This is a genomic window from Microbacterium sp. CSI-V (genome assembly GCF_001984105.1).
Taxonomy (GTDB): domain Bacteria; phylum Actinomycetota; class Actinomycetes; order Actinomycetales; family Microbacteriaceae; genus Microbacterium.
The window spans coordinates 264,916-285,904 of the sequence record NZ_MTQM01000007.1 but is presented as its reverse complement, the minus strand read 5'-3'; the positions used below and the strand labels follow the sequence as shown (position 1 = coordinate 285,904).

17 protein-coding genes are annotated in these 20,989 nt (G+C 71.2%); 11 read left to right on the top strand and 6 right to left on the bottom strand.

What is annotated here, in order from left to right; all coding sequences use genetic code 11:
- Positions 1-40 precede the first annotated feature (40 nt).
- Positions 41-469: a hypothetical protein gene (locus tag CSIV_RS05505; RefSeq protein WP_077050401.1), complete on the top strand. Its 429-nt coding sequence runs from the start codon at positions 41-43 to the stop codon at positions 467-469.
- Between the two features lie 80 nt (positions 470-549).
- Entirely contained in the window at positions 550-2,046 is a 1,497-nt protein-coding gene (locus CSIV_RS05500; protein ID WP_077050400.1) for a sensor histidine kinase, read from the top strand.
- 170 nt (positions 2,047-2,216) lie between these two features.
- Here CSIV_RS05500 and CSIV_RS05495 read toward each other — a convergent pair whose 3' ends face one another.
- Positions 2,217-2,465 carry a WhiB family transcriptional regulator gene (locus tag CSIV_RS05495; protein ID WP_013583608.1) on the bottom strand — a complete coding sequence of 83 codons (249 nt, stop codon included), beginning with the start codon at positions 2,463-2,465 and terminating at the stop codon, positions 2,217-2,219.
- Positions 2,466-2,682: 217 nt separating this feature from the next.
- Here CSIV_RS05495 and CSIV_RS05490 point away from each other — a divergent pair, with 217 nt between their 5' ends.
- The gene (locus CSIV_RS05490) at positions 2,683-3,063 is read left to right on the top strand and encodes a histidine kinase (protein ID WP_077050399.1); all 381 of its coding nucleotides are present in this window, start codon (positions 2,683-2,685) and stop codon (positions 3,061-3,063) included.
- Positions 3,064-3,089: 26 nt separating this feature from the next.
- Here the strand turns inward: CSIV_RS05490 and bcp are convergent, their stop codons facing one another.
- From bcp to aroA, 3 genes are read right to left on the bottom strand one after another with little or no spacing between them, the layout of a single operon-like run.
- Positions 3,090-3,563 carry a thioredoxin-dependent thiol peroxidase gene (gene bcp, locus CSIV_RS05485; RefSeq protein ID WP_077050398.1) on the bottom strand — a complete coding sequence of 158 codons (474 nt, stop codon included), beginning with the start codon at positions 3,561-3,563 and terminating at the stop codon, positions 3,090-3,092.
- The gene (gene rsgA, locus CSIV_RS05480) at positions 3,560-4,624 is read right to left on the bottom strand and encodes a ribosome small subunit-dependent GTPase A (RefSeq protein ID WP_077050397.1); all 1,065 of its coding nucleotides are present in this window, start codon (positions 4,622-4,624) and stop codon (positions 3,560-3,562) included. The genes bcp and rsgA overlap by 4 nt, the downstream gene beginning before the upstream one ends.
- 3 nt (positions 4,625-4,627) lie before the next feature.
- The gene (gene aroA, locus CSIV_RS05475) at positions 4,628-5,971 is read right to left on the bottom strand and encodes a 3-phosphoshikimate 1-carboxyvinyltransferase (protein WP_077050396.1); all 1,344 of its coding nucleotides are present in this window, start codon (positions 5,969-5,971) and stop codon (positions 4,628-4,630) included.
- 100 nt (positions 5,972-6,071) lie between these two features.
- Here aroA and CSIV_RS05470 point away from each other — a divergent pair, with 100 nt between their 5' ends.
- The 5 genes from CSIV_RS05470 to CSIV_RS05450 are packed head-to-tail and all read left to right on the top strand — an operon-like array spanning position 6,072 to position 12,108.
- Entirely contained in the window at positions 6,072-6,665 is a 594-nt protein-coding gene (locus CSIV_RS05470; protein WP_077050395.1) for a sigma-70 family RNA polymerase sigma factor, read from the top strand.
- Positions 6,662-6,904, top strand: coding sequence for a zf-HC2 domain-containing protein (locus tag CSIV_RS05465; protein ID WP_077050394.1), 243 nt, complete (start codon positions 6,662-6,664; stop codon positions 6,902-6,904). Before CSIV_RS05470 ends, CSIV_RS05465 begins: the two co-directional genes overlap by 4 nt.
- A 48-nt stretch (positions 6,905-6,952) precedes the next feature.
- The gene (locus CSIV_RS05460) at positions 6,953-8,251 is read left to right on the top strand and encodes a GNAT family N-acetyltransferase (RefSeq protein WP_077050393.1); all 1,299 of its coding nucleotides are present in this window, start codon (positions 6,953-6,955) and stop codon (positions 8,249-8,251) included.
- Between the two features lie 36 nt (positions 8,252-8,287).
- Positions 8,288-10,810 (top strand): bifunctional lysylphosphatidylglycerol flippase/synthetase MprF, encoded by a 2,523-nt coding sequence (locus CSIV_RS05455; protein ID WP_077050392.1) that lies wholly within the window; start codon positions 8,288-8,290, stop codon positions 10,808-10,810.
- Positions 10,807-12,108 carry an alpha/beta hydrolase gene (locus tag CSIV_RS05450; RefSeq protein ID WP_077050391.1) on the top strand — a complete coding sequence of 434 codons (1,302 nt, stop codon included), beginning with the start codon at positions 10,807-10,809 and terminating at the stop codon, positions 12,106-12,108. Before CSIV_RS05455 ends, CSIV_RS05450 begins: the two co-directional genes overlap by 4 nt.
- A 72-nt stretch (positions 12,109-12,180) precedes the next feature.
- Here CSIV_RS05450 and CSIV_RS05445 read toward each other — a convergent pair whose 3' ends face one another.
- Positions 12,181-15,861, bottom strand: a complete 3,681-nt coding sequence (locus CSIV_RS05445) for a multifunctional oxoglutarate decarboxylase/oxoglutarate dehydrogenase thiamine pyrophosphate-binding subunit/dihydrolipoyllysine-residue succinyltransferase subunit (RefSeq protein WP_083735000.1) — start codon at positions 15,859-15,861, stop codon at positions 12,181-12,183.
- 140 nt (positions 15,862-16,001) lie between these two features.
- On the opposite strand from CSIV_RS05445, the gene CSIV_RS05440 reads away from it, so the two are divergent.
- Positions 16,002-17,462 carry a GuaB1 family IMP dehydrogenase-related protein gene (locus tag CSIV_RS05440; protein WP_077050389.1) on the top strand — a complete coding sequence of 487 codons (1,461 nt, stop codon included), beginning with the start codon at positions 16,002-16,004 and terminating at the stop codon, positions 17,460-17,462.
- On the opposite strand, the gene CSIV_RS05435 is transcribed toward CSIV_RS05440, so the two are convergent.
- Positions 17,452-18,426 (bottom strand): glycoside hydrolase family 76 protein, encoded by a 975-nt coding sequence (locus tag CSIV_RS05435; protein ID WP_077050388.1) that lies wholly within the window; start codon positions 18,424-18,426, stop codon positions 17,452-17,454. The two genes, CSIV_RS05440 and CSIV_RS05435, sit on opposite strands and share 11 nt — an antisense overlap.
- A gap of 150 nt (positions 18,427-18,576) precedes the next feature.
- Here CSIV_RS05435 and CSIV_RS05430 point away from each other — a divergent pair, with 150 nt between their 5' ends.
- Entirely contained in the window at positions 18,577-19,920 is a 1,344-nt protein-coding gene (locus tag CSIV_RS05430) for a hemolysin family protein (protein ID WP_077050387.1), read from the top strand.
- On the top strand, positions 19,917-20,978 hold the full coding sequence (locus CSIV_RS05425; protein ID WP_077050386.1) for a hemolysin family protein: 1,062 nt from the start codon (positions 19,917-19,919) through the stop codon (positions 20,976-20,978). The genes CSIV_RS05430 and CSIV_RS05425 overlap by 4 nt, the downstream gene beginning before the upstream one ends.
- Positions 20,979-20,989: the final 11 nt, after the last annotated feature.

Here is a 20,989-nt window from a genome sequence, read left to right as displayed (position 1 = left end):
TCACCGGTATCGACTCTCTCTCAGAACGGAACAGCTGATCATGGACAACCTCACTCCTGCACACGGCGTCACGCGACGTTCGTTCACCAGGGCCGCCGCGTGGAGCGTTCCGGTGATCGCGGTCGCGGTCGCCGCCCCCGCGGCGTCCGCGTCCGGAGCTCTCTCGGCCAGTGCCTACGACATCTCCGACGTCGAAGCGGGTGACTCCTTCCCGCTGTCGATCGACGTCGCCGAAGGAGGCAAGCCGCTGGCCGACGGCACGGTCGTCACGGTGAGCCTCACCGACAACGCCGTGCTCGAATTCGATCCCGACGCGGACGGCTTCGTCACCTCGACGATCGCCAGCGTGCCGATCACCGGCGGGGTGGCCAACGCGATCGTGCTGGTGCGTGCCTTCGGCACGACCACCGGCGCCGTCGCGTACCGCTCCTCGCAGGTCAGTTACGTGGTGGGCGTGACGCAGGCCTGAGATCCGAACGCTGTCGCCCCGGGTGCATGCACCCGGGGCGACGGCGTTCCCGACGGACTCGGTGCCCGTAGGGTGAGAGGGTGTCGACACTCAGCGAACTCGTCTACGCCCAGGGCCGCTCCAGCGAGGCCGACGTCGAGTGGTTGCACCGGCTCGCCGGCGACGGCCAGCTGCTCGCCGACCTGGCCTTCGCCGACATCGTGATCTGGGTGCCGACCCCGGACGACTCGTTCGTCGCCGTCGCGCACACGCGTCCCGGGGGAGCGGCGACACTGTTCTACCGCGACATCGTCGGCGACCGGGTGCGGCCCCAGTGGCGCACGCAGGTGCGCGAGGCGTTCCAGAGCGGACGCATCGTCGACTCGGCATCCCCCGACTGGTTCGAGGAGACGCCGACGCGCGTGCGCGCGGTGCCCATCGTCCGCGAGCTCTCGCGCGACGGCCACGCCGTGACGACGGTGGGCGTGCTCACCCGCCACACCAACCTGGGCGAGACGCGCACGCCCTCGCGCCAGCAGATCACCTTCAACGACTGCGCCGACGACCTGTTCGGCATGATCTCCTCGGGTGAATTCCCCGACCTGAAGGCCCCGACCTCCCCGCGCCGCGGCGCTCCGCGCGCCTCGGACGGCCTCATCCGTCTCGATGTCGACGGCATCACGACGTTCGCGAGCCCGAACGCGCTGTCGGCCTTCAACCGCATGGGCTTCGACGACGAGCTCGAGGGGGAGTCTCTCGCCGAGGTCACCGAGCGCATCCTCCCCGCCAAGCGTCAGGATGTCGACGAGTCGCTGCCCATCGTGGTGACGGGGCGCGCTCCGTGGCGGGCGGACATCGAGGCGCGCGGTGTGCAGGTGTCGCTGCGGACCATCCCGCTCCGCGACCGGGGGACGCGCATCGGCGCGATCGTGCTCAGCCGCGACGTCACCGAGATCCGCCACCAGGAGCAGGAGCTCATCACCAAGGACGCCACGATCCGCGAGATCCACCACCGGGTCAAGAACAACCTGCAGACCGTGGCCTCCCTCCTCCGCATCCAGGCGCGGCGCACGCACTCCGACGAAGCCCGGGATGCCTTGACCCAGGCCATGCGACGCGTCTCGGCGATCGCGGTGGTCCACGACACGCTGTCCGAGGGGCTGGCCCAGAACGTCGACTTCGACGACGTGTTCGCGCGCGTGCTGAAGCTCGTCGCCGAGGTCGCCGCCGCCCCCAACACCCGGGCGCGCACCCGCAGCACCGGGCGGTTCGGCACTCTTCCGAGCGAATACGCCACGCCGCTCGCGCTCGCGCTGACCGAGCTCGTCACCAACGCCGTCGAGCACGGGCTCGCGGGTCAGGAGGGCGACGTGGAGATCGCCGCCGAACGCGGCGACGAGATGCTCGAGGTGCGGGTGCGCGACACCGGCGTCGGCCTCCCCGAGGGACAGGTGGGCCGGGGCCTGGGCACGCAGATCGTGCGCACGCTCATCCAGGGCGAACTGGGCGGGACCATCGACTGGCACACCCTGATGGGCAGCGGTACCGAGGTCACGATCGAGATCCCGCTGCGCTACATCGACCGCGTCACCGCCTGACCGCGGCGCAGCGTCAGCGATCCGCGGACCCTCAGCCATTCTCGGCGGCTGCGCGCTGATCCGACGCGGATCACTGAGCCGGCGCGGATCGCGGAGCGCGCGCGCCTGTGCCCGGAAACGGAAGGAGCCCACCCCCCGAAAGGGGTGGGCTCCTCGACGTCGCTGCGGCGTCAGGACGCGCGGCGGGCGCGCGCGGCGCGGCGCTTGAGGGCGCGGCGCTCATCCTCGGAGAGGCCGCCCCACACGCCCGAATCCTGGCCGGACTCGAGGGCGTACTGCAGGCAGACCTCGGTGACGGTGCAACGTGCGCAGACCGACTTGGCCTTCTCGATCTGGTCGACCGCGGGGCCGGTGTTGCCCACGGGGAAGAACAGTTCGGGGTCGACGGTCAGGCAGGCTGCTTTGTCGCGCCAATCCATAGGGGTGCTCCTTGTTGCAGAAAAATATTCGTTGGCGGGCACCGGGGTTCGGGTCCGGTACCCTTGTGGGATACGCGAGCGATTGCTCGCCCCACTTCGCTGTGGGAGCACACGGCTTTTTCCATGCTCCCACAGCGCTTCCGGCCGATCAAGAGGTAACCGGCAGGTTTCCAGGTTGCAACGCCGGGGAAACATGCGTCGGGAAGGATCGCGGGTCATGCCGGTTCGTCTTCTGGCCGCGCTCGTCGTCGGGCTCGAGGCGATCGGCGTGCTGGCGCTCGCCGGGTGGCAGGTCGTCGCCCTCATCGGAGGAGACACCGACTCGGTCGTCAGCTCGGTCGCCCTCATCGTGCTCACCGTGATCGGCGCGGCGATCATCGGAGCGTTCGCCGTCGCGACCGCACGGGACGTCTCCGCCGGTCGATCGGGCGGCATCGTCACCCAGCTGCTGATCCTGTCGGTGGCGATCGGCGCGGTGACGGGGGAGTGGGCGGCTCCCGGGATCGCCCTCCTCATCGCGGCGCCCGCCGTCGTGGGGCTGATCCTGCTCGTCCTCGCCGTGCGGGCGTCCGCGCCGCGCCGCCGCGACGACGACTGAGCGCCGTCGCGGGCGCGCGGACCGGATCAGGCGGTCGCGAGACCGAGCGTCTTGCGCAGGCGCGCGACGTGACCGGTCGCCTTGACGTTGTACTGCGCCTCGACGACGCGGCCGTCTTCGTCGATCACGAAGGTCGAGCGCAGGACGCCGGTGATCGTCTTGCCGTAGTTCTGCTTCTCGCCCCACGCGCCGTACGCCTCGTGCACGGCGTGGTCGGGGTCGCTCAGCAGCGGGAACGTCAGCCCGTCGCTGTCGCGGAACGCCCGAAGCTTCTCGGGGGTGTCGCGCGAGACGCCGAGGACGGTGTACCCCGCACCCTGGAGCGAGGCGAGGCTGTCGCGGAAGTCGCACGCCTGCGTCGTGCACCCGGGCGTCTGCGCCGCGGGATAGAAGTACACGATCACCCGGCGACCGCGGAAGTCGCTGAGCGAGACGGGGTGCTCGTCCTGGTCGAGCAGGGTGAAATCGGGAGCGGCCTGGCCGGCTTCGAGGGTCGTCACCCCTCCAGCCTAGAACGCTCGATCGACTGGAACGTCGTGAGGAGCCGCTGCAGCGAGTCCAGCCGGGCCGCACCGCCCGGACCCAGGCGACCGGATGCCACGGCCTCGACGATCGCGCAGTCGGGGGCGTCGGGAAGGTGCGTGCACCCGCGCGGGCATTCCTCGGCGATCTCGGCGAGGTCGGTGAAGGCCGCCAGCACGTTCGCGGGGTCGACGTGCCCGAGCCCGAACGAACGGACGCCGGGGGTGTCGATGACCCAGCCGGATCCGGCGGGACCCCGATACCGCAGCGACACCGCCGAGGACGACGTGTGGCGCCCGCGCCCCGTCACCTCGTTGACGTGTCCGATGGCGCGCTCCGAGCCGGTGAGGGCGTTCACGAGCGTCGATTTGCCGACGCCGGAGTGGCCGACGAACACGGTCGAATGGCCGGCGAGCGCCTCGCCGATCCGGTCGAGCGGCATCGCCTCGTGGCCGCTCGTGAAGACCCGGAGGTCGACGCCGGCGAAGTGCGAGAGGAACTCGCTCGGGTCGGCGAGGTCGGTCTTGGTCACGACGAGCATCGGGCGGATGCCGGCATCCAGCGCCGCGACGAGGTAACGGTCGACGAGGCGCTCGCGGGGCTCGGGGTCGGCGGCGGCGACGACGATGAGCATCTGGTCGGCGTTGGCCACGATGACGCGCTCGACCTGGTCGGTGTCGTCGGCGCTGCGGCGCAGCAGCGACGTGCGCTCCTCGATCCCGATGATGCGCGCGAGCGTCCCGTCGTCGCCGGAGAGGTCGCCGACGACCCGGGCGCGGTCGCCGTTGACGATGGGCTGCTTGCGCAGTTCGCGCGCGCGGGTGGCGAGGACGCGGCGTTCGTCGGGACCGTCCTCGTCGACGAGCACCGTGTAGCGTCCGCGGTCCACGCCCAGCACCCGGGCGATCTGCGCGTCGGCGTGCGCGGGGCGGCGCTTGGTCCGCGGCCGGTTCGCCTTGGGGTTCGGGCGGACCCGGACCGACGACTCGTCGAATTCGAGGTCGTCGTCGTCATCGGCTGCGTCGTCGAGCCAGCTCACGCGTCAGTCCGTGGCATCCGTGCCCAGCATCGTCTGCCAGAGTGCTGCGAACTGCGGCAGGGTCTTCGCGGTCGTGCCGATGTCGTCGATGACGACGCCGGGGACGCGCAGACCGATCAGGGCGCCGGTGGTGGCCATGCGGTGGTCATGGTGCGCCTTCCACCCGCCGCCGTGGAGCGGGACGGGCACGATGCGGATGCCGTCCTCGAGCTCGTGCGCCTCGCCGCCGATCCCGCGCAGGTTGCCGACGAGGGCTGCGATCCGATCGGTCTCGTGCCCGCGGATGTGCCCGATGCCGTGGAGCGTCGTCGGGCCGTCGGCGAAGGCCGCGAGGCCGAAGATCGTCGGGGCCAGTTCTCCGGCGGCCGAGAGGTCGAGTTCGGCGCCCAGGATGGTGTCGCCCGCCGTCACGGTGAGCGTGCCACCGCGGCGGCTGACGCGTGCGCCCATCTCGCTCAGGATCTCGGGGAGCAGCGCGCCCGGCTGGGTGCTGTGGGCGGGCCACCCCGTCACGGACACGGAGCCCCCGGTGACCATGGCCGCGGCCAGGAACGGCGCCGCGTTGGAGAGGTCGGGCTCGATCGCGACGTCCTTCGCGCGGATCGGTCCGGCCGGCACGATCCATTCGCCGACCGCGGGGCGTTCGACGTGGACGCCGCGGTGCGCGAGGGACTCCACCGTCATGTCGATGTGAGGGATGCTCGGCAGCCGCGATCCGACGTGGCGCAGGTGGAGTCCGACGTCGAAACGGGGAGCGGCCAGGAGCAGCCCCGACACGAACTGGCTCGACTGGCTGGCGTCGATCTCGACTTCTCCGCCGCGGACGTGCCCGTGTCCGCGGACGGTGAAGGGGAGGGTCCAGCTGCCGCCGTCGTCGATGTCGACGCCCACCTCGCGGAGGGCGGAGACCATGGCGCCCATGGGGCGGTGCAGCGCGCTCTCGTGGGCTGTGACGAAGACGTCGCCGCGCGCGAGTCCGGCCACCGGCGTCACGAACCGCATGACGGTGCCGGCCTGGCCGCAGTCGACCGTCGCGGCGCCCGTGAACGAGGACGGCGGGGTGACCCGCAGGTCGGGGCCGAACGAGGACCCCTCGTCGACCTCCTCGATCCCGACGCCGAGCGTCCGCAGGGCGTCGATCATGCGGGCGGAGTCGTCGGAGTGCAGGGGGGCGTGCAGCACGCCCGGGCCGTCGGCAAGGGCCGCGAGCACCAGTTCGCGGTTGGTGAGGGACTTCGACCCGGGCACCGTGACCGTGGCATCCACCGCGGTGCGCGCCACGGGCGCACCCCATTCGCCGCGCGGCGCGGCGGTCGGGGAAAGGGGGGAATACCCGTGGTCGCTCATCGGTTTCTACCCTACTGAAAGGGGACGACACGTGACCGCACTTCTCGAGCGCCCGGCGCTGCGATGGCCCGAACATACCCTCGACGTAGACTTGCCGTCGATGGATGACACGGCAGATGCGACGGAGCCTCGCGCGCAGTTCGAACAGCAGGCGCTGCCCTTCATGGACCAGCTCTATGCGGCGGCGATGCGTATGACGCGCAACCCGGCCGACGCGGCCGACCTCGTGCAGGAGACCTTCGTCAAGGCCTTCGGATCCTGGTCGTCGTTCACGCAGGGCACCAACCTCAAGGCGTGGCTGTACCGCATCCTGACGAACACGTACATCAACACGTATCGCAAGAAGCAGCGCGAGCCGTACCAGAGCGCCATCGACGACCTCGAGGACTGGCAGCTCGGCGGAGCCGAGTCCACCACGGCCACGAGCGCCCGCTCGGCCGAGGCCGAAGCGATCGACCACATGCCCGCGTCCGTCGTCAAGGACGCGCTGCAGTCGATCCCCGAAGATTTCCGGATGGCGGTGTACCTCGCCGACGTCGAGGGCTTCGCCTACCAGGAGATCGCCGACATCATGAAGACACCGATCGGCACGGTCATGAGCCGTCTGCACCGCGGCAGGCGGCTGCTGCGCGACCTGCTGTCGGACTACGCGAAGGAGCGCGGCATCCAGGCCGCGACGGGAGTGAAGAAATGAGCGACTGCGGCTGCGAGCAGGCACGACGCGACCTCGAGGAGTACCTCCGCAACGAGGTGTGCAAGACCGAGCACAACGACATCCGTGAGCACCTCGAGAACTGCCCCGGGTGCCAGGACGAGGCGCTCGTGGCACGCACGCTGACCGAGGTCGTGGCCCGGGCGTGCAAGGAGACGGCGCCCGACGAGCTGCGCGATCAGGTGCTGGCTCGCCTCCGTTCGGTGCAAGCCACCCACTGATCCCGCGTCATCCGGCGCCGGAGGCCCCGCCGTCCGTAGGCTGGGGGCATGGCCCCATCGCAGACCTCGACACTTCCTCTGGATGCCGAATCCTCGGCGGCGCTGGCCCGGACCGGACTCGAGTACGTCCTCGTCGACCCGGACGGTGACGGTTTCCCTCCGTTCCTGACGTCCGTCGCGCGCGGGTTCCTCGGTGAGGAGCCGACGCCCGAGCAGATCGAGAGTTCGCGTTCGGCGCTTCGGACCCGACGACTGACGGGTGTGTTCGACCGCGCCGGCGAGCAGCCGGACGCCCCGGTCGCGACCGTGGACTCCTGGATCAGCGAGCTGACGGTGTCGCCGGAGCGCACCCTCCCGATCTGGTCGATCAGCGCCGTCACGGTCGCCCCCACCCATCGTCGCCGTGGGATCGCGACGGCGATGCTCACGGGCGAGCTGCGGACCGCGGCAGCCGCCGGCTACGCGCTCGCGGGACTCACGGTGACCGAGGCCACGATCTACGGGCGCTGGGGCTTCTCCCCGGCCGCCTGGGCGTCCCACGTGGTCGTGGACACGCGTCGCGCGCGGTGGACGGGTCCGGTCGCCCCCGGCCGTCTCGACTTCGTCCCGCGCGAGAGCCTGCCGGAGCGCCTCATCGCCGTGCACGAGCGGATGCGGGTGCGCCGCCCCGGTGCCGTCCCCGGTTGGGAAGGGCGCTGGCGCGGCATCGCGGGCCTCACCCCGGAGGCGCCGGATGCCAAGAAGGTCCGTGCCGTGGCGTACCGCGATCCCGAGGGGGTGGAGCGCGGCATCCTGGTCTACACGATCGCCGAGCGCGAGGAGTACACGGAGCACGAGCTCCAGATCCGGGCGCTCTTCGCCGACGGCGATGAAGCGCTCGCCGCGCTCTGGCGGTTCGCCCTCGAACACGACCTGGTCGGCCGCGTGACCGCCGAGCTCCAGCCGGCGGTGCCGCCGGTGCAGTGGATGGTCTCCGACCGTCGCGCGGTCACCGCGACGCTCACCGACCACCACTGGCTGCGGGTCCTCGATGTGCCGGGCGCACTGGCATCCCGTCGCTATTCCGGCCCGCTCGACCTGGTCCTCGGTGTGAGCGACCCGCTCGGGTTCGCCGACGGCGCGTGGCGCGTCCGCGTCGACGGCTCGGGGGAGGCCACCGTCGAGCGCAGCGACGCCGAACCGGACGTGCGGATGCCGGTGGGCTCCCTCGCGTCTCTCCTCCTCGGGGGCGTGCGTGCGACCGAGCTCGCCACGGCGGGACTCGTGCACGGGGACGCCGCGCACCTCGGCGCGGTGGACGGCGCGTTCGCACCGGCCGCGGCGCCGCTCCTGGACATCTGGTACTGAGTGCCGTCCACAGAGTCGCCGAGTAGCATCCCGCCGATGTCCGACGCCGCACCCGCCCCCGCCGCCCCGCGGCGCGCGTGGCGTGCCCGCGAAAGGCTCGCCGCGCTGTCGCGGGCCGCTCGTCGCTTCGTCGCGACGCACCCGGTGTCGGTCGCGCTGGTGGTCGTGATCCTCTCGACCGCCGCTCTCACCGGCACCCTCTGGGGAGAGGACGCCTCGATCTGGGGCACCGGACCCCTCGCGACCTTCGCCGCGGGGCGATGGTGGACGCTGGTGACGGCCCTCGTGATCCCCGACTCCACGGTCGACGCGGTCGTCTCGGCGGCTCTGGCCGTCTCGGTGCTGGCGTATGCGGAGCGGTTGCTCGGTTCGCGTCGGACGGCGGTGCTCCTCGGCGCGCTGGGTCTCGCGGGTCTGCTGACGGGCATCGGATTCCACGCGGCCGCCTGGGCCGTGACCGACCTCCGCCCGGTCGTGGCCGCCGAGGTGCCCGTCCTCGACCCGACGACCCCGATCGCCGGCGTCGTGATGGCGGCGACGGCCTTCGCGCCGACGCTGTGGCGCCGGCGCGTGCGACTCGTGGGCTTCGCCGCCCTCGCGCTGTTCGCGCTGTACGCCGGCGACGCCGACTCGTGGTACCGCCTGAGCGCTGCCGTGATCGGTCTCGGCGTCGGCGAGGTACTGGCCCGAGGCCGCGAGCGCCGCGCCTGGCATCGCAGCTCCACGCGCGAGACGCGAACCCTGCTCGCGCTGGTCGTCGCCGTCGTCGGCAGCGGGCCGCTCGTCGCGCTCATCAGCGGCGGGGGACGCGGTCCTCTGTCGCTCGTGGTCGACGCGTACACGCAGTACGACGACGAGCTGCTGGCGCGATGCGCCCGGGTGTCCTCGTCCGTGTGCGACGAGCAGCTGGCGCTCCTCATGACCCGCGGGCTGGGTCCGGCCCTCCTGGCCGTGACCCCCCTCGTGCTCATGCTCGTGGCCGCGTGGGGGCTGCGGCTCGGGCGTCGTTCCGCCCTCTTCCTCGCGGTGTTCACCCTCGTGGCCTCCGCCGTCATCCCGGTGATCTCGTTGCTCGACGGCCGCCTGCTCATCGACCCCTGGGTCGACGGCAGCGGCGCCGAGTACGTGCTGTGGGCGGTGGCGACGGTGGTCATCCCGCTTGTGCTCGCCGCGGTCCTCGTGGCCGCACGGGGGCGTTTCCCGGTGCGGGCGACACGACGCGCGGCCCGCACCGTGGCCGTCGTCATCGGTGTGGCCTTCGTCGCGTGCGCGACCACGTTCTTCGCCGTCGAGGCGTTGGGCCGCCGATCCTTCGAACGCGACCCCTCGGTGGGCGATCTCGTTCTCCTCACTCTCCGGCGGTTCCTGCCACCGGCTTACACCAACCCCGCGGGGGCGGCGAACTTCCCGCACCACGGGCCGGCGCTCTTCGCCTACCAATGGGTGGGCGTTCTCTTCTGGGCCGTCGTGATCGCCGCGATCCTCTGGCTGTTCCGCCGCGTGCAGCGCCCCGACGCCGGTGACGCGCGCGTCTACCGCGAGCTTCTGCGGCGGGGGAGCGACACCCTCGGATTCCTCGGCACGTGGGCCGGCAACCGGCACTGGTACTCCGACGACCGGGACTGCGCGGTGGCGTACCGGCTGGTGGGCGACGTGGCGCTGGCGGTGGCGGACCCGCTCGCGCCCGAGGGGAGACGACCGGAGGCGCTGCGGGCGTTCTCCGACTTCTGCGTCGAACACGGCTGGATACCGGCGTTCTACAGCGTGCACGAGGACACCGCCGCCGACCTCGAGGCCCTCGGGTGGCGCCGTGTGCCCGTCGGGGTGGAGACCGTGATGGATCTGGCCGACCTCTCGTTCGCCGGCAAAGCCTGGCAGAAGGTCCGGCAGCCGCTCACGCGGGCGGAGCGCGAGGGCTACACCGCGGTGTGGACCCGATGGCGCGAGCTCACCGTCCTGCAGGCCTCGCAGGTCGTCGCGATCGACGAGGAGTGGGTCGCCGACCGCGCCCTCCCCGAGATGGGTTTCACCCTGGGGTCACTCGACGAACTGCGCGACCGGGATGTCCGTCTGCTGCTCGCGGTCGGCCCGGACGGTCGCATCGAGGCCGTCACGAGCTGGATGCCGAGCTGGACCGACGGCGCGGTCACCGGCTGGACGCTCGACTTCATGCGGCGGCGGACCGACGGCCCGAACGGGATGATGGAGTTCCTCATCGCCAAAGCAGCCCTGCAGTTGCAGGAGGAGGGCGCGTCCGTTCTCAGCCTGTCCGGCGCACCGCTCGCCGAGGCTCCGGACGCCGCCGCCGACGGTGACCCGTCGGCGCTGCGGGCGTTGCTGCGCTGGCTCGCGGAGGTGCTGGAACCCGCCTACGGCTTCGCCTCGCTCTTCCGGTTCAAGGGCAAGTTCCGCCCCCGGTACCGGGAGCTGACGCTCGCGTACCGCGATCCGCTGCATCTCCCGGCGATCGGGGCGGCGGTCGGACGGGCCTACCTGCCCGATGCGTCACGTCGGGAGATCGTCGCCCTCGCCCGCTCGGCCTGGGGAGGTCGCCGATGAACCGTTTCTTCCTGTCGTTCGAACTCATCGACTCGCCGCTGCTCGTCATCTGCGTCGTCGTGGCCGCGCTCGGCATCCTCGTCGTCGTCCTCTGGCCGCCCAGACGGATCCTCCGGACGATCCTCGTCGGTCTGGGCGCCGGGGTCGTGATGTACGTCCTGGCCCGCGTGCTGGAGCACTTCGACGTCTTCCAGGGACCGTTGCCCGCCGGGGCCGACTTCTGGGCCGCCGGCGGTGTCGCCGCGGCCGCGGTGGGCGTCGTCGGGATCTGCCGCCGGCCGTGGGCGCGCCGGATCGGCGGTGTCGTCACCGTCCTCGCGGCCCTGCTGGCCGCGGCGCTGGGCGTGAACGCGTCCTACGGGGTGACGCACAACCTCGCCGCCATCCTCGGCGTGCAGGCTCTCGACCCGGCATCCCTCCCGCAACCGGACGCCGCGGCGGGTGACCCCGCGACGCTCTACCAGACCTGGGAACCCCCGGCCGACATGCCCGCGAAGGGGACGGTCAGCGCCCTCACCGGCAGCACCAGGATCCCGACGGGGCAGTATGCGGCGCGAGACGCCTCGCTCTACCTTCCCCCCGCGGCCCAGGTCGCGAATCCGCCGGCATTGCCGCTCCTGGTGTTCATGATGGGGCAGCCCGGGTCGCCCGACCCGACCTCGCTCGCGAAGGCGCTCGACGCGTTCGCGGCGACGAACAAGGGTCTCGCTCCCATCGCGATCGTCGTCGATCAGCTCACCGCCCCGGACCGCGACCCCGCGTGCGTCGACTCCAGCAAGTACGGTGCCGTCGCGACGTACATCAACCAGCTGGTTCCGCAATGGGCGGAGCAGAACCTCAACATCGTCAAGGACCACAAGTACTGGATCATCGGCGGCTTCTCCAACGGCGGCTCCTGCGCGGCCGTCTACGGCACGAAGTATCCCGAGACGTGGGGGCAGTTGCTCGACGTCATGGGCAACGAGTTCCCCGGTTCGGAACACGTGGACCAGACCGTGGCGGACGTGTACGGCGGCGACGCCGGCGCCTTCCAGGCGAACAAGCCGTCGGTCATCATGGCGGCTGCGGTGCCGGGCACCTATGCCGGGCACACCGCCGTCTTCACGTGGGGCAGCCTCGACACCACCTACGGTCCCGGCCAGCTCGCGAACTCCCAGGCGGCGGAAGCGGCGGGATTCACGGTCCTCACCCACATCGTCGACGGAGCCGGGCACACCGGCGAGGCCCTCGACGGCAGCCTGGCCTACGCGATCCCGGCACTGGCTCCCGTGCTCGGGCTCGCCGCCCCGGCATCCTGAGGCCCTTCCGCACCCGATCCCGTACGACGGAGGGGCCCGGTCGCGATGACCGGGCCCCTCCGTCGTATCGCGTCAGCGCGCGAGCGCCGCCTTCATGATCTCGGCGTGCTCGTTCGCGTGCACCTTGGGCGAGCCCGTCGCCGTCGACGCCGCGGAGGCGCGCGAGATGACACGGATGCCGCGTCCGCCCAGCTGATCGGCGACCTCGAGCGCGATGAACGGCCACGCGCCCTGGTTCTCCGGCTCGTCCTGCACCCACACCAGCTCGGCGTTCGGGTAGCGCTCGAGGACCTTGTTCAGTTCCTCGACGGGAGCCGGGTAGTACTGCTCGAGACGCACGAGCGCGATCTCGGGGTTCGGGTTCTTGTCGAGTTCGGCCCGCAGATCCCAGTGGATCTTCCCGGCGTGCAGGAGCACGCGCTTCACGGCGCCGCCGTCCAGGCCGCGGTCGTCGGCCAGCACCGGCTCGAACTTGCCCTCGAGGAAGTCCTCGACGGGGCTCGTCGCGCCGCGCAGTCGCAGCATCGCCTTCGGGGTGAAGACGATGAGCGGACGGCGGGGGCGCTGGTACGCCTGGCGGCGCAGGAGGTGGAAGTACGACGCCGGCGTCGACGGACGAGCCACGATCATGTTGTCTTGCGCGCACATCTGCAGGTAGCGCTCGATGCGCGCGGACGAGTGGTCGGGTCCCTGACCCTCGTAGCCGTGGGGGAGGAGCAGGACCACGCTGGACTGCTGTGCCCACTTCTGGTCGGCCGACGAGATGAACTCGTCGATGACCGACTGGGCGCCGTTGGCGAAGTCGCCGAACTGCGCCTCCCACAGCACCAGGGCGTCGGCGCGCTCGACCGAGTAGCCGTACTCGAAGGCCATCGCCGCGTATTCGCTGAGCAGCGAGTCGTAGATCCAGAAGCGTCCCTGGTTCTCGCTGAGGTTGGCCAGCGGCAGCCATTCCTGGCCGTTGTCGCGGTCGTGCAGCACCGCGTGGCGCTGCACGAACGTGCCACGGCGCGAGTCCTGTCCGGCGAAGCGCACCGGGGTGCCCTCCATCAGCACCGAACCGAAGGCGAGCAGCTCGCCGAAGGCCCAGTCGATGTTGCCGTTGCGGCTCATGTCGAAACGCTTGTCGAGCAACTGCTGCAGCTTGTTGTGGACCGTGAAGCCGTCGGGCTTGTTCACGAAGGCGTCGCCGATGTGGTGCACGACCTCGCGGGAGACGCCCGTGGTCTCGGGTGCGCCCACGACCGGCTCGTCGGACGCGTCGGCCGTGACGACCGGGTTGGCCCCGGTCTCGGCGGCGTGCGTGTCGGCGAAGGCGACCTCGAGGCGGTTCTGGAAGTCCTGCTTCGCCTGCTCGTACTCGTCTTCGGTGATGTCGCCACGACCGACGAGCGACTCGGTGTACAGACGCCGCACCGAGCGCTTCGCCTCGATGAGGTTCGTCATCAGCGGCTGCGTCATCGAGGGGTCGTCGCCCTCGTTGTGGCCGCGGCGGCGGTAGCAGACGAGGTCGATGACGATGTCGCGGTGGAACTCCTCGCGGTAGAGGAACGCCAGGTCGGCGGCGCGGACGACGGCCTCGGGGTCGTCGCCGTTGACATGCAGGATCGGAGCCTGGATGGTCTTCGCGACGTCGGTGGCGTACACCGACGTGCGGGCATCGGTCGGGGTGGTCGTGAAGCCGACCTGGTTGTTCACCACGACGTGGATCGTGCCGCCGGTGCGGTAACCGCGCAGCTGCGACATCTGCAGCGTCTCGACGACCACGCCCTGACCGGCGAAGGCGGCGTCGCCGTGCACGAGGATCGGCAGCCACGAGAACGTGCCGATGGGCTTGCGGTCCTGCTTCGCGCGGACGATGCCCTCGAGCACGCCGTCGACGGTCTCGAGGTGGGAGGGGTTCGCGGCGAGGTAGACGGGCAGCTCGTCGCCGGCATCGCCGACGAAGGTCCCCTCGGTGCCGAGGTGGTACTTCACGTCGCCCGAGCCGCGCTTGCTGCCGACGGCGACGGCGCCCTCGAACTCGCGGAACACCTGGCCGTACGTCTTGCCGGCGATGTTGGTGAGCACGTTGAGTCGGCCACGGTGCGCCATGCCGATCGCCGCACCGTCCATGCCCGCGGAGGCGGCGCCCTGCAGGATCTGGTCGAGCAGCGGGATGAGGGACTCGCCACCTTCGAGGCTGAACCGCTTCTGCCCGACGAACTTCGTCTGCAGGAACGTCTCGAAGGCCTCGGCCTGGTTCAACTTCGACAGGATGCGCAGCTGTTCGTCGTGGCCGGGCTTGGTGTACTTGACCTCGACGTTGCGCTGGAACCACTGGCGCTGGCCGGGGTCCTGGATGTGCATGTACTCGACACCGAGCGTGCGGCAGTAAGAGTCGCGCAGCACGCCGAGGATGTCGCGGAGCTTCGCCACGCGCTTGGCGCCGAGCCCACCGGTGACGAACTCGCGGTCCAGGTCCCAGAAGGTCAGGCCGTGCGATTCGATCTCGAGGTCGGGGTGGGTGCGCTGGACGTACTCGAGCGGGTCGATGTCGGCCATGAGGTGGCCGCGCACGCGGTACGAGTTGATGAGCTCCTGCACGCGCGCGCTCTTGTCGATCCGCTCGGACAGGTCGACGCTGATGTCGGCGGCCCAGTGGATCGGGGCGTACGGGATGCGCAGCGCCGCGAAGATGTCGTCGTAGAAGCCGCGCTGACCGATCAGCAGCTCGTGGACCTTCTTCAGGAACTCGCCCGAGCCGGCGCCCTGGATGACACGGTGGTCGTAGGTGCTGGTGAGCGTGATGGTCTTGCCGATGGCCAGTTCGTTGAGCGTCTTCTCGCTCGCGCCCTGGAACTCCGCGGGGTACTCCAGCGCTCCGGCCCCGATGATCGCGCCCTGCCCGCGCATGAGGCGGGGGACCGAGTGCACGGTGCCGATGCCGCCGGGGTTGGTGAGGGAGATCGTCGTGCCCTGGAAATCGCCGGGGGTGAGCTTGTTCGAGCGGGCGCGACGCACGAGGTCTTCGTAGGACGCGAGGAACTCGCCGAACGACAGCGTGTCGGCGCGCTTGATGCTGGGGACCAGGAGCGCGCGCGTGCCGTCGGGCTTGGGCATGTCGATCGCGATGCCCAGGTTGATGTGCGCGGGAGCCACGACGGAGGGCTTCCCGTCGATCTCGGCGTAGTAGACGTTCTGGCTCGGGAACTCCTTGAGCGCCTGGATGAGCGCCCAGCCGATGAGGTGCGTGAAGCTGACCTTGCCGCCGCGCGTGCGGGACATGTGGTTGTTGATGACGATGCGGTTGTCGATCATCAGCTTCGCCGGGATCGTGCGCACGCTCGTCGCGGTGGGGACCGTGAGCGAGTCGTCCATGTTGCTCGCGAGGGCCTTCGGCATGCCCTTGAGGACGGTGACCCGGTCTTCCTCGGTGCTCTCCGAGCCCGCGGACGGCACGGCGTTGGGGGCCTGCGCGGGGATCGGCTGCGGTGCGGCGGGCTTGGCCGTGGTGCGGGCCACAGGCGCCTGCCCGACCACCGGGATCGGCGCGGTCACGGGCTTGGGCTCCGTCGGGGCCGCCGCGGGAGGCGGGGCGGCTGCGGCGGATCCGTCGACGACCGGGTGGTACGCCTCCAGGATCGGCCACCAGGCCTTGTCTACGGAGTGCTTGTCGACCTTGAACTGTTCGTAGAGCTCGTCTACGAGCCACTCGTTCGCGCCGAACTCGCCCTCGCTCGAAGTACCGACGCCCGTCACCTGGCTCGACACAGTCGATCGCCTGCTTTCCTCGATGAAGATTCCTGTGGATGCACGCAGTCGTCTTCGTTGCGCACTCGTTCCAGCCTAGCCGAGGATTCCTGGCTCCTTCCGGGGTCTTGCCATTGATCGGATGTGGTGAGGTGGATGCCATGGAGTTCTCCGGTGCACAGCCCGATGTCGACCTCACCTACTCGGACGTCTTCCTGGTCCCGCGCCATTCCGAGGTGGGCAGCCGCCTCGCCGTGGACCTCGCGCCGGGGGACGGGAGCGGGGCGACTCTTCCCCTGGTCGCGTCGAACATGAACTCGGTGACCGGACCGCGGCTCGCGGCGACGCTCGCGCGACGCGGCGGTCTCGGCGTGCTGCCGCAGGACCTGGCGCTCCCCGACCTGGTCGCCGCCGTCGGCCGGGTGAAGGCGCAACCGGTGGCCTGGGACACCCCGCTCGTCCTCCCGCCCGAGGCGACCGTGGCCGATGCCCGCCGCATCCTTCCGCCCATCGCCGGGCGCGGCATCGTGGTGGCCGAGGTGCGCCCGGACGGCGCGATCGACATCTCGCGCGTGCACGGCATTGTTCCCGCTCCACGCCTGGCGACGGCCCTCCCGGATGCCACCCTCGGCGACATCGCGCGGCACGACGCCCCCGCGGTCGGCGTCGGCGAGGTGGGCGATCCGCGGGCCGTGTTCGCGCTCATCAGCGAAGCGGCCGTGGACATCGTCCCGGTCATCGACGGCGATCGCGTCGTCGGAACGCTCTCGGCGCGCAGCGCCCTGCGCGCGTCCGTCTACCGCCCCGCGGTCGACGCCGACGGCCGGCTCATCGTCGCGGCCGCGGTGGGGATCAACGGCGACGTCGCCGGGAAGGCTCGCGCGCTCGCCGCGGCCGGGGTCGACGTCCTCGTCGTCGACACCGCGCACGGCCACCAGGAGCAGATGCTGCGCGCGCTCCGCGAGGTCGCGGCGCTCGACCTCGGCATCCCGATCGCGGCCGGCAACATCGTCACCGCCGACGGCGTGCGCGACCTGACCGCGGCGGGAGCCTCGATCCTCAAGGTCGGCGTGGGCCCCGGGGCGATGTGCACCACGCGCATGATGACCGCGGTCGGGCGGCCCCAGTTCTCCGCCGTGCTCGAGACGGCCGAGGCCGCGCGGGCGGCCGGGGCGCACGTGTGGGCGGACGGCGGGGTGCGCTATCCGCGCGATGTCGCCCTCGCGCTCGCCGCGGGCGCGGCATCCGTCATGATCGGCTCGTGGTTCGCCGGGACGATCGAGTCGCCCGGGCAACTCCTGCGGGATGCCGATGGGCGGATCTACAAGGAGTCGTGGGGCATGGCTTCGACCAAGGCCGTGCAGGGGCGGTTCGGCGGCCTCGATCCGTTCGAACGCGCCCGCAAGGAGCTCTTCGCGGAGGGGATCTCCTCGTCGCGCATCTACCTCGACCCGCAGCGGCCCGGGGTGGAGGACCTGCTCGACATGATCACCTCCGGGGTGCGATCGTCCTTCACCTACGCGGGAGCGGCGACGGTCGCCCAGTTCCACGACCGTGCCCGGGTCGGACTGCAGTCGGCCGCCGGCTACGAGGAGGGCAAGGCCCTGCCGGTCAGCTGGTGACCGACGCCGACGCCGTGACGTCGGCCTCGAGCGTGATCCAGGCGCCCAGCTGGACGGAGAGATCCCGGTCATCGCCCGTCGGGAGCGCGGGTCGGCGCGGATCGGCCGGGAACGCCCCGTCGCGGCGCATCGCCCACAGTGCATCGGCGTTGCGACGGAGGAGGCGGCGCGCGCGGTCCGCGTCCTCGCCGTCCATCCGGGAGGCGGCCACCCCGAGGTAGCGGGCCAGGATGCCGGCGAACAGGCCGCCGTCGCCGCCCCCGGCCGCGGGGAACAGGCCCTCCTCGGCGGCGCACCACCGGTCCACGGCCTCCAGGACGGTGCCGGCGCGGGTGCCGTCGCCGAGGGCGAGGGCGGCCCCGATCGCGACGCCCTGGTTGTACGTCCACAGGTCGGGACGCACGCCGCCGTGCTCGATGCCGTCGCGGACGAGCCCTGTCGCGGGATCGTCGAGGACCGCGGCCATCCACGCCGTCATCCGCTCGGCGAGGGCGCGGTGACGGCTGGGCGCGAGCACCATGGCGGCCGGTCCGTTGGCGGGGGCGTTGTAGAGGACGCTGCGCGTGCGCCAGGGCAGCGCCCCGACGGCGGGGTCGAATGCCCCGGCGAGCAGTCGCGCGATGCGCGCGCGGGCACGACCGTGAGGGCGGGTCTCGGCGAGCGCGAGTCCCATCCACGCGATGTCGTCGTAGAACGGGGTGATCCAGGTCCCGGCCGTGCGCACGGTGATACCGCGAAGGAGGTCGCCGATCAGTCGTCGTCGGGCGGCCGACGGGCGGTGCCGCTCGGCCTCGGCCAGCACATGGACCAGATGGGCATGCCACCAGTAGTGCCAGGTGCGGGCGCCGTCGCCGGCCGTCGCCGCGTGGGCCCACGCGACGGGCCCGTACCGGTGCACGTACGCGGTGATGACCGCGTCCTCGGCGGCTGCGGCGCGCTGCTGCGTCGAAGGGGTGGCATCCATGCCCCCATCCTGGAGGGTCGGAACGGATGCCGTCGGCCCGGTGCCGGCGGGCGTGCGAGGCCCTAGAATCGGGGGCACGATGGACGACCCTCCCAGTTGTAGACCCGAGCCCCGACGACCCTCTCCCGCGCCGAGCGGGGGTGACGCGTGATGGATTACGTCATGTTGGGCGTGGGGCTGCTTCTCACGGTGGGCACGGGACTCTTCGTCGCGAGCGAATTCGCGCTGGTCAATCTGGACCGAGCCGATCTCGAATCGCGCCGCGCGGCGGGCGAGACGCGACTGTCGCTGACGATCGACGCGCTGCGGATCACCTCGACCCACCTCTCGAGCGCCCAGCTGGGCATCACCCTCACGACGCTGCTCACCGGTTACACGATGGAACCGGCGATCTCGAACCTGCTGCGCCCCGTCTTCCTCTCGTGGTCGATCCCCGAGGCGGTCGTCGGCCCGGTCTCGGCCGTGCTCGGCATCGCCATCGCCACGATCCTGTCGATGATCCTGGGCGAACTCGTCCCCAAGAACTTCGCCCTCGCGGTCCCGCGTCAGGCGGCCAAGCTCGTCATTCCGTTCCAGGTGGCCTTCACCACGGTGTTCCGTCCCGCCGTCGCCGTCCTCAACGGCAGCGCCAACGGCGTGCTGCGCGCGGTGGGGGTGGAGCCCAAGGAGGAGCTGTCCGGTGCGCGGACGGCGGAGGAGCTCTCGAGCCTCGTCCGCCGCTCCGCCAGCGCCGGCATGCTCGAGAAGGACACCGCCTCGCTTCTGGACCGGAGCCTCACCTTCGCCCGGTTGAGCGCGGCCGACGTCATGACCCCGCGACCGAGCGTGCACGCGCTCGCCGCCGGTGAGCCCACCGACGCCGTCATCCAGCTCGCGCGCCGGACCGGGCACAGCCGCTTCCCCGTCTACGACGAGTCGATGGACGACATCATCGGCGTCGTGCACTTGAAGGCGGCCGTCGGGGTGCCCCGCGACCGACGCGGCGACGTCCCCGTCGCCGCCCTCGCCACCGAGCCGCTGCGGGTCCCCGAGACCGTCCACCTCGACACCCTCGTCTCCGAGCTGCGTTCGCGCGGCTACCAGATGGCGATCGTCGTCGACGAGTACGGCGGCACCGCGGGTGTGGTGACGCTGGAAGACCTGGTGGAAGAGATCGTCGGCGAGGTCCTCGACGAGCATGATCGATCCCGCGCCGGTGTCGTGCGCACCGCGGCATCCCTCACCTTCCCGGGCGACCTCCGCCCCGACGAGCTCCTCGACCGCGCCGGCGTGCGCGTCCCCGAGGGAGAGGTCTACGACACCGTGGGCGGATTCCTGATGGCCGAGCTCGAACGCATCCCGAAGGTGGGCGACACCGTCGAGGTCGAGGACGGCGTCCTCACCGTCCACCGCATGGACGGTCGTCGCGTCGACCGGGTGCAGTTCACCCCCGCCCCGTCCGAGGAGGGGGTCGCCGACCTCGTCCGCGCGGCCAAGGGGGGTGACCAGCGATGAGCGACTGGGCCGGAATCGCCTGGCTGGTGGTCCTGCTGGCCGCCAACGCCTTCTTCGTCGGCTCCGAGTTCGCCGTGATCTCCGCCCGACGCTCGCAGGTCGAGCCGCTCGCCGAGCGCGGGTCGCGGTCGGCGAAGACCGCGCTGTACGCCATGGAGCACGCGACGCTGATGCTCGCGACCTGCCAGCTCGGCATCACGATCTGCTCGCTGCTGATCCTGAACGTGTCGGAGCCCGCGATCCATCACCTCCTCGCCGGGCCGCTCGGGCTGACGGGACTCTCCGAGACGGCGGTCGACGTCGCCGGGTTCGTCGTGGCGCTGCTGGTGGTGTCGTACCTGCACGTCGTCTTCGGCGAGATGGTGCCGAAGAACCTCGCGTTCTCGCTGCCCGACCGGGCCGTGCTGATGCTCGCCCCGCCGCTCGTGGCGGTGTCGAAGGCGTTCTACCCCGTCATCGTGGCGCTCAACTGGACCGCGAACCACATCGTGCGGCTCTTCCGCGTCGAGCCGAAGGACGAGGCGGCCTCCACCTTCACCCTCGACGAGGTCGCGACGATCGTGAACCAGTCCCGCCGCGAGGGGGTCCTCGACGACGCGGCCGGCACGGTGACCGCCGTGGTGGAGTTCACCGAGAAGAAAGCGGCCGACATCGCCGTCCCGATGGCCGATCTCGTCACACTCCCCGAGACGACCACGCCCGCCGAGATCGAGCGGGCGGTGGCGGTCCACGGGTACTCGCGGTACGTGATCGTCGACGCGCACGGGCATCCGACCGGGTACGTCCACCTCAAGGACGTCCTGCGGGTGGCGGAGGGGCCCGACGACGAGGCCGACATGGCGCGGCCGATCCCGACCAAGCGCATCCACCACATGGTGTCGGTGCTGGAGTCGACCGATCTCGAAGACGCGCTGGCCCTCATGCGACGCTCGGGTCGTCACCTCGCCCAGGTGCGCGACGAGGCCGGCGAGGTGCGCGCGGTGCTGTTCCTCGAGGACGTCATCGAAGAGCTCGTGGGCGAAGTGCAGGATGCCACGGCCCGCCGTCGGTTCGTCTGACGGCGGGGAGT

Bases quoted from the DNA above. Each gene is read 5' to 3' on its own strand.
- CSIV_RS05505 (WP_077050401.1), top strand. From the start codon at position 41: ATGGACAACCTCACTCCTGCACACGGCGTCACGCGACGTTCGTTCACC.
- CSIV_RS05495 (WP_013583608.1), bottom strand. From the start codon at position 2,465: ATGGATTGGCGCGACAAAGCAGCCTGCCTGACCGTCGACCCCGAACTG.
- CSIV_RS05490 (WP_077050399.1), top strand. From the start codon at position 2,683: ATGCCGGTTCGTCTTCTGGCCGCGCTCGTCGTCGGGCTCGAGGCGATC.
- aroA (WP_077050396.1), bottom strand. From the start codon at position 5,971: ATGAGCGACCACGGGTATTCCCCCCTTTCCCCGACCGCCGCGCCGCGC.
- CSIV_RS05470 (WP_077050395.1), top strand. From the start codon at position 6,072: ATGGATGACACGGCAGATGCGACGGAGCCTCGCGCGCAGTTCGAACAG.
- CSIV_RS05465 (WP_077050394.1), top strand. From the start codon at position 6,662: ATGAGCGACTGCGGCTGCGAGCAGGCACGACGCGACCTCGAGGAGTAC.
- CSIV_RS05460 (WP_077050393.1), top strand. From the start codon at position 6,953: ATGGCCCCATCGCAGACCTCGACACTTCCTCTGGATGCCGAATCCTCG.
- CSIV_RS05455 (WP_077050392.1), top strand. From the start codon at position 8,288: ATGTCCGACGCCGCACCCGCCCCCGCCGCCCCGCGGCGCGCGTGGCGT.
- CSIV_RS05450 (WP_077050391.1), top strand. From the start codon at position 10,807: ATGAACCGTTTCTTCCTGTCGTTCGAACTCATCGACTCGCCGCTGCTC.
- CSIV_RS05440 (WP_077050389.1), top strand. From the start codon at position 16,002: ATGGAGTTCTCCGGTGCACAGCCCGATGTCGACCTCACCTACTCGGAC.
- CSIV_RS05435 (WP_077050388.1), bottom strand. From the start codon at position 18,426: ATGGATGCCACCCCTTCGACGCAGCAGCGCGCCGCAGCCGCCGAGGAC.
- CSIV_RS05430 (WP_077050387.1), top strand. From the start codon at position 18,577: ATGGATTACGTCATGTTGGGCGTGGGGCTGCTTCTCACGGTGGGCACG.
- CSIV_RS05425 (WP_077050386.1), top strand. From the start codon at position 19,917: ATGAGCGACTGGGCCGGAATCGCCTGGCTGGTGGTCCTGCTGGCCGCC.